Raw genomic sequence first — 16,088 nt, 5'->3', positions numbered from 1 at the left:
GTTAAGAGTTCCCAGTTAAAAGTTCCCTGTTCCCTTCTTTTGTAAATGTTGTCTGTTTATAATATTCTGGAAATATTACCAAATTAAGATGAAGCTGCATGGAATAGGATTTTAATAATTATTGACCGCAGATAAATTCGGATGAATTCATGGATTTCATGATTCTGTGCAGCCTCTGATAAAATTGGTATAACTTCTTTTAGTTAGAATAACAGATGAATCGCAAATTTAACTTAGATAATCTATTATTAAGCCTCCTAATTCTCCTAGCATTAATATTGCGCGTTGGTGTTGCTTTAAGATTTCCTAATATATTTTGGCCAGATGAAATTTTCCAAACCCTAGAACCTGCACACCGACTTGCTTTTGGTAATGGTATTGTTACCTGGGAATTTCGAGACGGGATTCGCTCTTGGGTATTACCAGTCATTCTGGCAGGTATTATGCGTCTAACCGCGTGCTTGGGAGAAGGTTCTACTGGATATTTAATGGGAATTAATATATTTTTGTCTCTACTTTCCTTGAGTAATATCTTGGTAGCATATCTATGGGGAAAAAAAGTAGGCGGAACAATTACAGCTTTGACTTGTGCTGGTATTTGTGCTATCTGGTTTGAATTTATTTACTTTTCTCCTAAAGCTTTTACCGAAGTGATAGCTACACATTTTCTGTTACCAGGAATATATTTAGGACTGCACAAAAATTCATTCCAACTCAGAAATCGGCTATTTTTATCAGGATGTTTGCTAGGAATATCTTTGGCATTAAGAATACATTTATTACCTTGCATTGCTTTTGTTTTAATTTACATTTGTAGAAAAGATTGGCAGCAAAAATGGTTGCCCATGATAGCAGGAATTTTTGCTCCTATACTTGTATTTGGAACTGTTGATGCTTTTACTTGGTCTTATCCTTTTCAATCTTTTTGGTTAAATATTTGGGTGAACCTTGTGGAAGGTAAAAGTAAGCTATATGGGGTTTCTCCTTGGTATGAATATTTAATTTTATTGCTAAAAAGTTGGTCTTGGCTATTTCTGCCGATTATGATTCTTGTGCTGATAGGTTCACGTCGTCTGCCTATTTTGGCATGGTCGGCGTTAATTATTATCTTGTCTCATAGTTTCTTAGCTCATAAAGAATATCGGTTTATTTATCCAGCATTATCAATGCTCATGATATTAGCAGGAATAGGCACAGCAGAATTAGTTTTAAATTTGTCCCGCAAATGGAATTCATTTCCAAAAATAGTTATAGCAATATTACTTTGTTTTGCTCTTTGGACTGCAACTTCTGTTGCTTTGGTAAGCAGATTTAATATTTATAATAATTTGACTTTTTCTACTTTTGGTACTGATTTAGAAAATACACATTTATATGCTACAACTAATAATTTATTGGCTTTACAAAGCTTAAGTAAAGAAAATACTGTTTGCGGACTTGGTCTTTGGGGTATTAATTGGGCTTTATCAGGAGGGTATACATATTTTCATCATCATGTTCCTATATTTCCAGTGGAGAAGATAGCAGATTTTGCAGCACTAAAAGCAGGTTTTAATTACGTTGTTGGTGATATATCTATACCATCTCAATATAAGAATTATACTTTACAAAAATGTTGGCAAGGAACTTGTGTTTATAAGCGTCCAGGTTCCTGTACTCAGATTATAGATCGTGAGATCAATTCTGTTCTCAAAAAATCGGGAAATTAGTAGCCTAAGCAATTTATATTTAAAATTAGCGTTAATTATTAAATAATTGTGAAAGCTATTACTCTGCTTGGTTCTACTGGTTCGATTGGTACGCAAACCTTAGATATCGTCTCTGAACACCCGGATAAATTCCGCATTGTGGGATTGGCTGCTGGACGGAATGTGGAGCTATTCGCGGCGCAAATTCGCCAGTTTCGTCCCCAAATCGCGGCTATTTCTGCTGCTGAGAAATTACCGGAACTTAAAGAAGCCATTAAAGACTTAAATCCTCAACCCATTTTACTGGCTGGGGAGGCGGGAGTGATAGAAGTTGCTCGTTATGGCGATTCTCAGACGGTTGTTACTGGTATTGTTGGTTGTGCGGGGTTACTTCCAACCATTGCAGCTATTGAAGCGGGCAAAGATATTGCTTTAGCAAATAAAGAAACTATCATTGCTGGCGCTCCTGTGGTGCTACCTTTGGTGGAAAAACACGGAGTGAAACTATTACCAGCCGATTCCGAACATTCCGCTATTTTTCAATGTTTGCAAGGTGTTCCTAAAGATGGTTTAAGAAAGATATTGCTGACTGCTTCTGGGGGCGCTTTTCGAGATTGGCCTGTGGAAAAATTACCAGAGGTAAAGGTTGCTGATGCTATTAAACATCCTAACTGGTCAATGGGGCGAAAAATTACGGTAGATTCGGCAACTTTGATGAATAAGGGTTTGGAGGTAATTGAGGCTCATTATTTATTTGGGGTAGATTATGACAACATCGAAATTGTTATTCATCCTCAAAGTATTATTCACTCGTTAATAGAATTACAAGATACTTCTGTTTTGGCTCAACTGGGTTGGCCGGATATGCGTTTACCTTTACTTTATGCTTTATCTTGGCCGGAGCGAGTTTACACTAATTGGGAAAGATTGAATTTAGTGAAATCCGGTGATTTAACTTTCCGTGAACCAGATCATCAAAAATATCCTTGTATGGGTTTGGCTTATGCTGCGGGGAGGGCTGGTGGTTCTATGCCGGCGGTGTTAAATGCGGCTAATGAACAAGCTGTGGCGTTATTTTTAGATGAAAAAATTCACTATTTGGATATTGCTCGGTGTATTGAATTTGTGTGCGATCGCCATCAAAATGATAACAAACAAAATCCCGCTTTAGATGACATTTTGGCAGCAGATAAATGGGCTAGACAAGAAGTTTTCACCGCTATGGAAAAGGTAGCAATTCAGCCACAGATAATTTCTGTAGGGTAAAAATTAAGATAGTCCTACACTCATCATATTCGGTGGAGTGTAGGATTATGTTTTTAAGCAAAAAATGTAAATTATCATCAAAATTAGAAGATTAGACTATCTACAGCGTTATAATAGGCACTATAATAAAACTAACACAGGCACTCAAACAGGTCTGAGAATATTACAATCTCAGTCAACAAAAACGTTTTTATGGTCAATTGACTTTTATTCAGTAAAATCACTGAAAATTTCATATTATTCAATACTTGATAGACTATGGCTAAGATGCAATTACATTTCAACGGTAATTTTCCTCTCAAAAAAGAAGAAATTAAGAGAATACTTGACACTGCTGCGGAGAAAGGAGGTTTAAAAGATTCTTTAGCAAATCTCATGACCAAAACAGGGTTAGGTAATGCAAAAGTTGGTAAAATCAAAAGTTGGTCAATTAGAGCAGGTTTAGTTAAAGATAATTATTTGAGTCCAGAAGGAAAAATAGTTTTAAAACATGATCCTTATTTAAAATCAATTACTACTGATTGGTTAATGCACTTTTATTTAAGTTTTGGTACTCAAGGTTTAAAGCAAATCCCAGACAATCCTGCTGAATGGGGAGGGTGGACTTATTTTATTTATACTTTTCTTCCTGAAAATTCAACTTTCACTAAAAATGATTTATTTCAAAATAGTATTCCTATATTTGAAGAACTAGATAAAGAAATTCCTAAAAGAATTAAGTATATTTTAAAAGCATATACTCAAGAACAAGCATTAGCTAATTGTCAATTTATCAAAGAAATCAAACCAGATACATATCAAACAGGGAATTCTAAACTTCCTAATTCTTATTTGATAGGTTATTTTCTAGCTAAACTGTGGGAACGAGATTTTCATCAGGAAACTTCTGTATTAACTGAGGATATTTTTTCTCAAAAAATGGGAATTATCCCCGTTTTAGGTATTCAATCTGAAACTTTACAACAACATCTGAATAGGATGGAATCTTTAGGAATTATTGAACAAAGACGCACAGTTTCACCTTATCAAATTATCCGTCGTTGGGACAATCCTTTAACTTTATTGGAGAAAGCTTATGTTAACAATAAATAATCTTTCTCTTCAAGATGCTAAACCAACTGATTCTCCTCATTTACTATTGTGGGATAATCCTCATAATTTAGAAATTCAACAAATTTTATTTAACAATAATGCTCAACTTGTCAGTTATCGTGACAACTTACTAAGTCGTGTTAATAGCAAAAGTCCCTTTTTAATTCTTGATAAAAAATTAGGTGAAGAATTAGATGCTATTAAACAAATTTCCGCTGATGCTACCAAACCAATTGTACTGTTAAAAGACTTAGATATTTTAATAACTTATCTTTACAGTCAACCGCAAGCTCCTATTAGTTTATTTTGGAAAAAATTGGGAGATATGAGACATCTAGAAAGCAGTTTATGGATTATTCTTCCTACTCAATTAAAGCCACAAGATTGGGATAAAAAACGTATTCATTTAATCTCATAGTTGGTCTTTAACGCAGACAAACTTCAAAATATATAACTAAACCAGGGGTGTAAAACTATGCAACTTCATCAAATAGTTAAAATTAATGAATTAGGAATGGTAGCTAATGCTGTGAATTTTGGTATGATGGCTGATCATGATAGAAATTTACGTTTGTGTCAAGGATTTGTATTTAATTATAATCATAATAATTCTAAATCTTCTACATTAGGTGTACTTGATGCTATTCAAAAAAGCTATCATAGCCAAAATCAACCGAATATTCATTTATTTGTCCAAGATTATGGTAAGGGTAAATCTCATTTTGCTTTAGTTGCTGCTAACTATTTTAAACAATTATTAGATAGTCCTGAAATTACAGGAATATTAGATCAAATTAAAAATACAGCGGGAAATAATCAAGGAATAGTAGAAGATTTAACAGCCTATAAAAGACGTAATCCTAAACATTTAGTAATTTGTATTAGTGGAGATAACGGAATAGACTTGAGACAGACATTTTTAAAATCTCTGCGTCAAACTTTAGAGATCGAAGGTATTACTGATTCATTAGCACAGCAACTTTGTCAAAAACCCCTTGAATATTTATGGGATTTAACAGAAGAAGAAATTAACAAAACTAATCATTTTCTAGAAACAACTGGAAATCAATTTGGAGATTTTTACAGTATTATTGAGTTATTAGAAAAAGATAATTATCGGGTAATTCCTACCGTTAAAGAAATTAGTAAACAATTAAATAAAGGTTTTGCTATTGATTTTGAAACAGATTTAAGAATTGAAGAGATTTTATCAGAATTAATAAATCAATTATGTTCTGGAGAAAATGCAAAATATGCAGGAATTTTAATTTTATTTGATGAACTAAATGCGTATTTACAAGCATGGGCTAAGGATTCATTTAATTCAGGAGGACTTACTTTACAAAGTATTACTAAGGCTTGTGAAAATCATAAAAGTAAAATTGCTTTAGTTTGTTTTACGCAAATTAGACCACTAAAATCAGTTCCAAATCAAGTTACAAGTCAATCAGCAGATGAATATAAAAAACTTGCTTCTCGCTTAGAAGTGACTGAAAGCACTTATGAACCTGTTTCTAGTTTAGAGTTAGTAATTAAACATTTATTAGTACGACAAGATAATAATAATTTATGGAATCAATTTTTGCAAACATGGAATAACTCTCTTTTAGCTGATAGTAGACAATCTCATGAACACAGAATTAAGACTTATCGTGAAAGAGGTTGGAGTTTAGAAGAATTTAATAATACTCTGACTATGGGTTGTTTTCCCCTTCATCCTCTCAATAGTTATTTGCTTTGTAATCTAGATTTTACTCAAGGAAGAACAGCAATTCAATATATTAAGGAAGACGTTAAACAGTTTATTAATTCTCAACCTGTTGAAAAAGATGGTAAATTAAATTATATTCCTGCTGTTTCTTTAGTTGATGCTTTTAAAAGTGAGTTTTCTCAACCAGAATTTTATCGTCATTATTCAGAATATCAAAAAGCTTCTGATACCATAGCTGCATCTGCTACAGAAAATGAAAATGAAATTTCTGTTTTAAAAGCTATTTTTCTATTTTATGTCAGTCAAAATAAACTGTATAAACCAGAATCAGAAAAACATGATGTTATTCTCAGTGAATTAACAGGTTTATCTGAAAAACAAACAAAAGAAACTTTAGTTAACTTAACTCAGACAAAACAGGTTATTTATTTTAACCAAGGAGATAATACTTATCGTTTTTATTCTGGTAGAAACCCACAAGAAATTGATCAAGAAATAGAAGCAGAAGCTAGTAAACAAGCTGATAAAATTTCGGTTAGTTTAGCTGTTAAACATTGTGAAAAAGAAGTTACAAATTATCTTCAATCTCAAAAAATTGAAGGGATAGATTTTATTGAAAAAAATCAACTCCTGAATGATGAATGGTTTTTTGAATATAAATTTTATAGTATAGCGGAATTTGAACAAGCTTTATCTGGTCACAAAACCATAGAACATATAGAAGCAAAAGGAATTTTTGCGTACATCTTAGCAGAAACCATTGAAGAATTACAAGATATTCGTTATAGAGTAGATCAGCTTCTTTCTCAATCTAAACATAAGGAACGTATTGCTGTTGCTATTCCTAATGAACCAGTTAGAGATATTTGTCGTGACTTATTAAAAATAAATATTATTAACAGAAAAATCTCGGATGAAAAACAGGAAGCGGGAACAGCTTCTGAAGAATTAAGTAAGCAACTCAAAAACAAAATAAAAATAGAACTGGAAAAAGTGATAGGTTCTTGTAAGTATTATTGTCTTAACTTAGATGAACTAACTACTATAGACAAACAAAATCCAGAAAGTATCGTTAGTCATCTTTTAAGAAATCTCTATCGTTTTGTACCACCTCTTGGTAGATGCGATAAAATGGCTTTAAAAAATTCAACTGGAAACAGAATAATTCGATCTTTAGCGAAATATTTATTAGACAATAATATGAGTAATTTTTTAGATACATCTGATCAGACTTTAATTAATCAAGTATTTGTTAATAGTTGGGGATTATTATTTGAACCTACTTCTCAAAAATATTCCGTCCAAATTCCCACCAATAGAAATGTTAGAGAAGCATGGGATAGAATATCTCAGTTAACAGCTTTAGGAAATAAACAACGAACATCTATTAATATAGATAGAATTTGGAAAGAATTATCCAATCCTCCCTTTGGTTATAATGAATATACCTTTACAGTGTTATTCACAGCATGGATATCTTATCATCGTACTGAAATAACACTACTGGGAAATTTTGGTATTCCTAAAACTAAGAAAGAACAGATACCAGTTCAAGAAAAACCTATCAAAGATTGGGTCATAACAAACGTATTTGATAAACCTAAAGATTTTGTCAGAATCTGGATTTTAGAATCTAGTAAAAAACCTCAATTAATTCGCAGTCAAACCATTTTATGTCCTGAAGTACCAACAAGAGTTGATTATGATCAAGCGCAAAAACTGATTAAAGAAATTGATAAATTTCTTAATTCTGCTGATCCAGATCAAACAAAATTACAAGAAATTCAACCGAAAAAACAACAGCTTTTAGATGAAATTGAAAAAATTGATAATTGGTTAAAACTAATAGAAACATCAGAAAATTTAACTGATGATGTCAACCTGGAAACATTAATCAATCTTTACCCTCATCTTCAACTACAATTATCAAAACCAAAAACTTTTGATTTAACCAATAATACAAAATCATCAGTAGTATCTGATAAATCAGACACTACAGTTGTGAATCATACTCCACAACAAAAGCAACGTCACTCTGATGCTTTACAACTTGTTCAAGATAAAATTAATGACTTTGTTGAAAAGTTAGGTGAAAAATCTGAATCTCTGAAAACAGCACAAGAACTTGGTGGTTATCAAGTTGAACTTCAAAAAGCCATTGAGAAAATTACTCAAGTTTCCTTACCCCAACATCTAATTAATACCTTAAATTACTCTCTTCAAGTTGCTAATAGAAAACTCAATGAAACTCAACATCAATCTGAAAGTAAAAACTGTTTAGATAAAATTGAAATTCGTTATAAGTCCCTGAGTAATAATTCAACTCAGCAGGATTATACTGATGCTATCAATGATATTGAAAAATTAACCAACAATGTTATCAAACAAGAATCCCGTTATCAGCAAATAATTACCGAAATTAAAGAGAAACAGAATACTTTAGAAAAAAGTATCAGAATTTGGGAAGAAAAACTTAGAGGAATTAATAAACCTGAAGCTTTTGAATTATCGCAAGAAATTAGTAGTCAACAAAATCGTTTTACTTACCCTGAATCTTCTCAACAAGTTAAGGAAATATTAGATAAGTTAAACCCGATTATTTTAGGAAGTGCTAATCAAGAGAAAACAGATATAGAGAATCAAATCATTACTTTATTTACACAACTTCCTCCTCAAAGACAACAAAATTTATATTCCCAGCTAGAACAATATTTGTCAAAAGAGGGAGATATTAATGAATAAAATTATCTTAGATCCTACCGGATTATATCAACCTCTTCCCGACTATATTGCTATCACTACCGAAGTAGAGTGGTTAAAGTATTTCACCCTTGAAGATGAGAATTATTGGATTAAAGGTAAAACCCTTTGTAATTGGACAGAAGAATGGTTAAGAGTATGGAACAAATCAGATTTAATAATTGAGAGAAAACAAGTTCCACGTCCAAAATTAACAGCTATTCTTACTCCTTTATCTATTCCTGATGATTGGGATAATCACTATATTTTAAAATTAGCAACTCTGATTGATAGTTACACTTCAAATCATCCGCTTGAATCTTTATTAGCTGATATAACTAAGACTGAAGAATCTTTTTGGTTAATTGATAATCTATCAATAGAACATTTAGCTAAATGGTTATGTCTTCAAATTCCCCAAAACTATCAAATATTTGAAGATGTTTGGAAACATAAAATTAGTCAAAACCATAATCATGATCATTTACTCAGTCATTATCAAACTGAGAATAAAAATCAACTTTTAAAGAATTGGTTAGGTTTAACTTTAGATTTGAATTTTATTAGTGTACTAGGTAAATATCCTCTAAATGTTCCTGATTTTTGTTTAGAAGAATTTAGGAACTTTTGGGAACAAAAAATTTATCAAACAGAAGCTAAAATTTTAGATGATTTAATTTTATATCAAGAAACTGGTAAAGAAATAATTGCTTCCATTGCTTATAATTTTTTATTAAAACAACCAATTTACATAAATCAAGAAAGAATTAGTAAAATTAATTTATATTTAACTAACCCAGAAAAATCTCAACTCAAGCAAAAATCACCTCCTATTCAACCTTTACCCTTATCAATTGATGATAGTCCCCAGGATGCTTTAAAATGGGTAACAGAATCTTATTTACCATTTAGAAATTGGGAAACAAATATTAACTATACTCCCAGAGAACAACAAATTAGCGAACAGTTAGCAGATAGTTTTGTTAACTGGATAGTAAAATATTATCCAGAATTAAAAATGGATAATGTCGAAAATTCATTCTTAAATTATAATGTAGCATTTCAAGTTCAAAAATTAGCTAAAGAAAATCCTATTCTCTGGATAGTTGTTGATGGTTTAGGATGGTTAGATCATCAAGAACTAATTACAATTTTAACTGACAATAATCAACTTTCACTAGAAAGAGATATTACACCTTTTTTTAGTATTCTTCCTACTAAGACCGAATATGCAAAATGGAGTCTTTATGCTCAACTTTTACCGGAACATTCATCTTGGAAGCCTAACGCAAAAGATGGCTTTTCAATGGTAAAATCAGGAAAACGTTATACTGATAATAATAGACATGAGTTAAGTCAAGATTTACAAGAGAAGAAATATCAAATTTATTGTTGGGATACTGATCAATTAGATGAACTTTATCATCAAGAAAAAGACTTGAAAACATTATATAAAGTAGAAAGAGTCAATCGTTTAGACGGAATTGCTAAAAATATTCAATACTTCTTAAAAGAATATCATAGTTCGGAAGAATTAAAAATTATTATTGCTAGTGATCATGGTCAAATGATGGGAGAAGTGCAAAAATTATCTAATTGTCCAGTTGAATTAAAATCAAAAGGGAGAATGGGAATTGGTAAAACTGATGATTCTCGTTTTATTTTCCTTGACGCTAGACGTTTTGGACTTCCTCATGATATTAGTATTGTGAGAAATTCCGATTGTATCCGTGCGTTTACTTATACAAAAGATCAAGAAATTATTGGTTCTCATGGGGGACTATTTCCCGAAGAAGTTGTCGTAGGATTTTCAGTTTTAAGTCAATCATTAAAACGTGATCCAGTCATAGTAACTTGTAGTGGAGAAGGAAAACCTCAACAACCAGGAGAGTTAATAATTACTATTCATAATCATAATGTAGTATCATTAACAAATCTTTGTTTATATATTAATGAATTACGGGAATTTAAAACAGGAAAAATCTTAGATATTACTATTAAACCTCATGATAAAATTATTCATAAAATATTTGTTGGTGAATATCCAGAATTACCACCAAACAAGAATGAAGCAACTATTCAATTATCTGGTAAATTAACTTTTCTTTTTGCTAATAATGATTCAGAAGAATCAAACATTGATTTAAAGTCATTCATTACCATTCAACAAATTTTCAGTAGCGGTTTTCAAGGAGATTTAGATGACTTCTAATTACAACAATGATCTAATTACTCAAGTATTTCAATCACTTAGTATTGACAAAAAACGTTTACCTTCCAGTGGACTAACTACTTTAGGTATTCCTAGTTTTGTCGCTGAATGGTTATTAGATAAAATTGTTCCGGGAATGGGAGTTTTAGATAATTTAGAATTAGATAAAATTAATAGTTTTGTCCAAAAAGCAATAATTTAATGGCTAAATTACCTAAATTCTTCTCAGAAACAGCGTTCTTAGATCGTTTTGCTGGTATTTTACCGGGTTGGGAAATTCCTAAATTTCAAAGAGATATGATTGCTAATCAAATCGGGTTGAAAATGGATTTTTTTGGAGAAGCATTATTATCTTTAAGAAAAGATGGGAGTTTTTACCAATATGTTCAACAACATACTCAATTTGATGATCATACTACCATTAGAGATCAACAAGCAATTCTCAAAACAGCATCAGGGTTTCTCAAATTGCTTTATCCTCATCTTCAATTAACTTTACAAGATTATCAACGCGATTGTTTAGAACCTGCTAGAGAACTTCGTCAACAAATTCGCAATTTACTATATAATCTTGATGACGAATTTAAGCAATCTGAAAAAGATATTTATGTTGATATTAAATGATTGTTTTATTTAAAGACGAAAGCTAATAAGATTACGTTTTCCTTTGTTTTTTCCCATTCCCTTGATTAGCCCTGGACTCTAATGTAAACTGGGGTATTTCCTCAAGTTCATCCTCACTCAAACAATACTGTTCACACACAAGACTTAAGCGATTTCCCACAGTTGTCACTGCATTTACAGAATGAGTTAAATCACCCTGAAAGTAAATTAAAGAATTGGTTTGGGGTTTAATTTGTCCAACTTGGCGTTTTTGCAATTTGAGAACTAATTCTCCTCCCTCCATATCCTCTGGTACACGCACATAAAGAACGCTCACAAATGCAGGAGGTTCAACGGTTTTACAATAGGAGCGCAAAGACCGATCAATATGCGGGTCAACGCGAGAACCTGCTTTGAGTAGTAAAGGATTCAGATAAAAAGCATTACAATTAGGTAAAAGCGCCAAATCTAAATAAGGCTTAAAATAGGGGAATTTTTGGACAACTTCTGCTAAACCTTGATGCTGAAATACTACAGAAAAGCCTTTAGTATTAATAAAATCCCGGTTAAGGTTGTTAACAGCAAAATAAGGACAAGCTTGGATTTCTCCCCACAAGTCTTGGAGATATTGAACAGGAAAGGCGTTAGGATGTTGTTGATAGTATTTCACGGTCAGTTCAATTACAGCAAATTGTCATCAAACCCAGAACAAGAACCCCACCCCAACCCCCTCCCCGCAAGCGATGAGGGGGCTAAGATGTACCTTATATGATTGGAAATCGCTGTAATTCTCGTCTGATAGCGTAGCGTGGCGCAAGCCATATCAGGATTTACGGTTACTGAGCGAAGTCGAAGTACAAGATTAAAGGATTAACAGGATATTTGATTTTGTATTTCTAGCGAATAGCTAAACAAAACAATTAATAAAAATCAGAGTATCAGAAACCCTATCAACGAAACGAAAAAACCATCCTGTCAATCCCTAAATCCTGGATATCCTGATTCAGACAATATATAAAGGCGACACCCGGATTTGAACCGGGGGATGGAGGTTTTGCAGACCTCTGCCTTACCACTTGGCTATGTCGCCGCACTCACAATTACTAATAGTAGCACCATTTTTGTGAATTTGCACTATCTGGGAGAATTTTTTTTTGAAGATTGATGTTTTTCACAGACTGGACAGACGCAAAGCCTGTCCTCCGGTGGCGATTAGGGATTTAATTTCACTTCTTCGGCAAAATTCGCCCAGCGCACAAAGTAAAAAGGACCAGCGACAGAACCCCAAATATGCTCATCTGTTTCAGGATTTCGCCCTCTGTCGCGGCTGATGAACTTTTCACCATCAATTTCAAAATCACTATCCAAATAGGTTCTTTGCCCGTCACGGATGACAATGCAGCCCTTTCCAGGTTCGACTGTGCCTTTAAACTTGGTGCCAGTCCACTCTACAATCATGTTACAACCAGAAAGCCTTTCCAAGCGATCGCTTGTCAAAGTCTGCAACCTTGGTAAATCGCGGGAAGCGCCGTAAAAATCCTTTTCTTCTTTGACAGTATAGTTTTCAATATGGATTTTATCCCCCACAGTCGTCAGATGTAATACCCGCACCCGATAAGGCTTATTCAACATATAGTCATAAGCTTGTTCCACAAACAAACTTACACCTGATAACACCCCCCAATGGAGGGGACGCATACATACACGAATATGGGCAAAAAAAGCCGGATTCTCAAAAACTTGGGCTTGATTACTGAAATCAGCCGCCATCCACCTTGCTAAAGTGGCAATATCTGGAGAATGAGTCATACCAATTTGGGATTTAGGAATAGGAATGCTATTGATTTTAAATCCTGATGACGCTCAAACTACGCATTCGGTGTTGTAGTTAACCAAATCGTCCAGACACATAGTCATGAGTCCGAGTATCTAGAGGACTACGAAAGATTTGACTAGTCTCCCCGAATTCCACCATTTGACCAATGCGACTTTCATCGGTACTAAAAAAGGCAGTAAAATCAGAAACACGAGTTGCTTGCTGCATATTATGGGTAACAATCACAATTGTGAATTCTGTTCGCAATTGGTGAATTAATTCTTCCACTTTCATTGTAGCAATTGGATCAAGGGCTGAACAGGGTTCATCCATTAGCAATACCTTGGGTTTAACAGCCAAAGCCCTAGCAATACAGAGACGTTGTTGTTGTCCACCGGAAAGACCTGTGGCAGACTGATGAAGTTTATCTTTGACTTCATCCCACAAAGCTGCACCTTTAAGGGCAGATTCGACAATTTCATCTAATACTACTTTTGGAGATTTACCAGCAATTCTCACACCATAAGCCACATTTTCATAAATGCTCATGGGAAAAGGATTGGGTTTTTGGAATACCATGCCAATTTCTCGACGCAGACGATTGATATTAATGCGAGGATCATGGATATTTTGACCAAAAAACTCTATCCGACCTTCAACTTTGACTTTTCCTTCTAATTCACTAATCCGATTAATGGTTTTAATAAATGTAGATTTACCACAACCACTAGGACCAATTAATGCAGTAACTTGGTTTTTATAAATATCTAATGATATTCCTTCAATAGCTTTATAGTTTCCATAATAAAAGCTAAGATTCTTGACTTGGATGGCAGTAGTTAAGTTACTCATGATTGACTAAAGTAGGAAAGAAAATTTTTTAGTTGACCTTATCTTTTCTTAGCAATTACGCGAGACAGCAAGCTGAAAAACAAAACTAAAGTCAGGAGAATGATGGAGGTTGTCCATACTAGTTGATTTACGGCTGGATCAGGATTGTTATAAAGGTTAAAAATCAATACTGGTAAGGAAGCAGTAGGACTTAATAAACCATCTGACCAATTTTGACTAAATAAAGCGGTAAAAAGTAGTGGTGCTGTTTCACCAGATGCACGAGCTATAGCTAGGGAAATCCCCGTAGTAATCCCTGGGATAGCCGAACTAACAATAACACGAAAAGTAGTTTGAAAGCGAGTTCCTCCTAATGCTGCGGATGCAAGACGTTGGGGGACGGGAATTAGCTTTAAAGCCTCTTCTGTTGTTAATACTATCACTGGTAGCATAATTACAGCTAGAGCAAAACCACCAGCAATGGCACTAAATCCCTTAGTTAATAAAACAATCACACCATAAGCAAATATCCCAACAACAATGGAAGGAACACCTGTAAGAATGCTAGTAATAAACCGCACATACCGCGTAAGTGGGTTGGTTTGACTAAATTCTGCTAAGAAAATTCCTGTAATTACCCCGACAGGAATACTGAGTAATGCACCGATACCTACCATAAGTATAGTACCAAGAATAGCATTAGCAAACCCATTTTCAATTAATGGATGAAATAACATCTCTAGTCTGAAGCCAGAAAGCCCCCGTGACATGATTTCCCACAATATGGATAACAATGGCAACAGTGCTAAACCACTCAGACCAAAAGCAATCCCGGTCATTGAGTATGTAAATAATTGTCTATCTGTGGATAGGGGCTGACATAATGAAGCCGCAGCGGCTTGATCTGTTTCTGAATTTGTATAAGCACTCATGTTAATTTTGGATTTTGGATTTTGAATGAGTAATATGTAACCAAAAGTAAAATTTCCCTCTTGCCTCTTCCCTCTTGCCTCTTGCCTCTTGCCTCTTGCCTCTTGCCTGTTCCCTGTTCCCTGTTCCCTGTTCCCTGTTCCCTGTTCCCTGTTCCCTGTTCCCTGTTCCCTCTCCTACTTATCTATTTTTTTTGCCAACCCATTCCACTATTAATACAGCCGCAATATTTATAGCTAGTGTTAAAGCAAATAAAATTAGACCTAAATAGCCTAATGCCCCAATATGTAAGCCCGGTTCAGCTTCGGCAAATTCATTGGCTAAGACTGCGGGAATATTATATGCTGGATCTAGAAGGGATATGCTGATTTGAGCGGAGTTACCAATTAGCATGGTGACAGCCATTGTTTCGCCTAAAGCCCTGCCCAGGGATAGCATTGTTGCGCTGACCATCCCAGAAAATCCTGCTGGTAATAAAACTCGAAAAATTGTTTCCCAACGAGTTCCGCCTAAAGCCATAGATGAGCTACGTAACTCTTTAGGAATAACCATTAAAACATCACGAGAAATAGCTGCCATTGCGGGTAAGGTCATAATGGCGAGAACAATGCCCGCTGTTAACATATTGTTGCCGGCGGGGTCTTGTGTGTTAAATAGGGGGATAAACCCGAAGGTGCTACCTAACCATTTCTCTATGGGTGTGATGACGGGAATAAATACGAAAATGCCCCATAAACCAATAATTACGCTGGGGATAGCGGCAATTAATTCAATGACGAAAGCTATAGTGGTTTTGACTGGATTTGGTAAAAAATCTTCACTGGTGACTAGGGCTATGGATATGCCTACGGGTATAGTTAATAAAACAGCGATCGCACTACTGACCAAAGTTCCATAGATGTAAGGTAATGCCCCGAAAATCTGATTCCCTGTATCCCAATCTTGACCCCATAAAAAGCCCAGTCCAAATTTACCAATAGCTGGTTCTGCTTGCTTGAAAATCACCCAGGTCATGACAAAGAGGATGGCTATAGTAATCCCAGCGAAAAGATACACTAGCCATGTAAATCCTTTATCAAACCAGAAATTAACGCCACCTGTGGATGTTAAATCAATATTGCCATCACTTAAACTTAGTGAATTATTCTGAGATTCAGATGAATTAGCCATGTTCAATAAAAAGTTTATGAAATCAGGTAA

General features: G+C 34.1%; 13 protein-coding genes and 1 tRNA gene. 8 read left to right on the top strand and 6 right to left on the bottom strand.

Translation table 11 applies throughout. The features are described 5' to 3' along the window. Positions 1-215: 215 nt before the first annotated feature. From AA650_RS04665 to AA650_RS04630, 8 genes are all read left to right on the top strand, one after another. Positions 216-1,709: a mannosyltransferase gene (locus tag AA650_RS04665; RefSeq protein ID WP_053538160.1), complete on the top strand. Its 1,494-nt coding sequence runs from the start codon at positions 216-218 to the stop codon at positions 1,707-1,709. Between the two features lie 48 nt (positions 1,710-1,757). Then, the gene (locus tag AA650_RS04660; RefSeq protein ID WP_053538159.1) at positions 1,758-2,954 is read left to right on the top strand and encodes a 1-deoxy-D-xylulose-5-phosphate reductoisomerase; all 1,197 of its coding nucleotides are present in this window, start codon (positions 1,758-1,760) and stop codon (positions 2,952-2,954) included. 258 nt (positions 2,955-3,212) lie between these two features. Then, complete coding sequence (locus tag AA650_RS04655) at positions 3,213-4,046, top strand: DUF4007 family protein (protein ID WP_053538158.1); 834 nt, start codon at positions 3,213-3,215, stop codon at positions 4,044-4,046. Then, complete coding sequence (locus AA650_RS04650; protein WP_053538157.1) at positions 4,030-4,464, top strand: hypothetical protein; 435 nt, start codon at positions 4,030-4,032, stop codon at positions 4,462-4,464. The genes AA650_RS04655 and AA650_RS04650 overlap by 17 nt, the downstream gene beginning before the upstream one ends. 57 nt (positions 4,465-4,521) lie before the next feature. Next, the gene (locus tag AA650_RS04645) at positions 4,522-8,499 is read left to right on the top strand and encodes a hypothetical protein (RefSeq protein ID WP_053538156.1); all 3,978 of its coding nucleotides are present in this window, start codon (positions 4,522-4,524) and stop codon (positions 8,497-8,499) included. Continuing rightward, on the top strand, positions 8,492-10,708 hold the full coding sequence (locus AA650_RS04640) for a PglZ domain-containing protein (RefSeq protein ID WP_053538155.1): 2,217 nt from the start codon (positions 8,492-8,494) through the stop codon (positions 10,706-10,708). The genes AA650_RS04645 and AA650_RS04640 overlap by 8 nt, the downstream gene beginning before the upstream one ends. Beyond that, a complete protein-coding gene (locus AA650_RS27605; RefSeq protein ID WP_053538154.1) occupies positions 10,698-10,910 on the top strand; it encodes a hypothetical protein in 213 nt (70 codons plus the stop codon). The genes AA650_RS04640 and AA650_RS27605 overlap by 11 nt, the downstream gene beginning before the upstream one ends. Continuing rightward, positions 10,910-11,332 carry a BREX system Lon protease-like protein BrxL gene (locus tag AA650_RS04630; RefSeq protein ID WP_053538153.1) on the top strand — a complete coding sequence of 141 codons (423 nt, stop codon included), beginning with the start codon at positions 10,910-10,912 and terminating at the stop codon, positions 11,330-11,332. Before AA650_RS27605 ends, AA650_RS04630 begins: the two co-directional genes overlap by 1 nt. A 31-nt stretch (positions 11,333-11,363) precedes the next feature. Here AA650_RS04630 and AA650_RS04625 read toward each other — a convergent pair whose 3' ends face one another. The 6 genes from AA650_RS04625 to pstC all read right to left on the bottom strand — a co-directional run bounded on the left by AA650_RS04625 (position 11,364) and on the right by pstC (position 16,058). Beyond that, the gene (locus AA650_RS04625) at positions 11,364-11,981 is read right to left on the bottom strand and encodes a 2OG-Fe(II) oxygenase (RefSeq protein ID WP_053538152.1); all 618 of its coding nucleotides are present in this window, start codon (positions 11,979-11,981) and stop codon (positions 11,364-11,366) included. A gap of 348 nt (positions 11,982-12,329) precedes the next feature. Beyond that, positions 12,330-12,401: transfer RNA gene (locus AA650_RS04620), tRNA-Cys, on the bottom strand. A 122-nt stretch (positions 12,402-12,523) separates the two neighbouring features. Then, entirely contained in the window at positions 12,524-13,120 is a 597-nt protein-coding gene (locus AA650_RS04615; RefSeq protein WP_053538151.1) for a chromophore lyase CpcT/CpeT, read from the bottom strand. Between the two features lie 79 nt (positions 13,121-13,199). Beyond that, on the bottom strand, positions 13,200-13,979 hold the full coding sequence (gene pstB / locus AA650_RS04610) for a phosphate ABC transporter ATP-binding protein PstB (RefSeq protein ID WP_053538150.1): 780 nt from the start codon (positions 13,977-13,979) through the stop codon (positions 13,200-13,202). Positions 13,980-14,017: 38 nt separating this feature from the next. After that, positions 14,018-14,890, bottom strand: a complete 873-nt coding sequence (gene pstA / locus AA650_RS04605; protein ID WP_039201098.1) for a phosphate ABC transporter permease PstA — start codon at positions 14,888-14,890, stop codon at positions 14,018-14,020. Positions 14,891-15,068: 178 nt separating this feature from the next. Next, a complete protein-coding gene (pstC, locus tag AA650_RS04600) occupies positions 15,069-16,058 on the bottom strand; it encodes a phosphate ABC transporter permease subunit PstC (protein ID WP_053538149.1) in 990 nt (329 codons plus the stop codon). Positions 16,059-16,088: the final 30 nt, after the last annotated feature.

This window comes from Anabaena sp. WA102 (assembly GCF_001277295.1).
Taxonomy (GTDB): Bacteria; Cyanobacteriota; Cyanobacteriia; order Cyanobacteriales; family Nostocaceae; genus Dolichospermum; species Dolichospermum heterosporum.
The sequence above is the reverse complement of the archived record's forward strand: the minus strand, read 5'-3'. Positions and strand labels throughout refer to the sequence as shown.

What these genes read in the sequence shown, in the direction of transcription:
- AA650_RS27605 (WP_053538154.1), top strand. Translation starts at nt 10,698, where the DNA reads ATGACTTCTAATTACAACAATGATCTAATTACTCAAGTATTTCAATCA.
- AA650_RS04630 (WP_053538153.1), top strand. Translation starts at nt 10,910, where the DNA reads ATGGCTAAATTACCTAAATTCTTCTCAGAAACAGCGTTCTTAGATCGT.
- AA650_RS04615 (WP_053538151.1), bottom strand. Translation starts at nt 13,120, where the DNA reads ATGACTCATTCTCCAGATATTGCCACTTTAGCAAGGTGGATGGCGGCT.
- pstB (WP_053538150.1), bottom strand. Translation starts at nt 13,979, where the DNA reads ATGAGTAACTTAACTACTGCCATCCAAGTCAAGAATCTTAGCTTTTAT.
- pstC (WP_053538149.1), bottom strand. Translation starts at nt 16,058, where the DNA reads ATGGCTAATTCATCTGAATCTCAGAATAATTCACTAAGTTTAAGTGAT.
- AA650_RS04665 (WP_053538160.1), top strand. Translation starts at nt 216, where the DNA reads ATGAATCGCAAATTTAACTTAGATAATCTATTATTAAGCCTCCTAATT.
- AA650_RS04650 (WP_053538157.1), top strand. Translation starts at nt 4,030, where the DNA reads ATGTTAACAATAAATAATCTTTCTCTTCAAGATGCTAAACCAACTGAT.
- AA650_RS04640 (WP_053538155.1), top strand. Translation starts at nt 8,492, where the DNA reads ATGAATAAAATTATCTTAGATCCTACCGGATTATATCAACCTCTTCCC.
- AA650_RS04645 (WP_053538156.1), top strand. Translation starts at nt 4,522, where the DNA reads ATGCAACTTCATCAAATAGTTAAAATTAATGAATTAGGAATGGTAGCT.
- AA650_RS04655 (WP_053538158.1), top strand. Translation starts at nt 3,213, where the DNA reads ATGGCTAAGATGCAATTACATTTCAACGGTAATTTTCCTCTCAAAAAA.
- pstA (WP_039201098.1), bottom strand. Translation starts at nt 14,890, where the DNA reads ATGAGTGCTTATACAAATTCAGAAACAGATCAAGCCGCTGCGGCTTCA.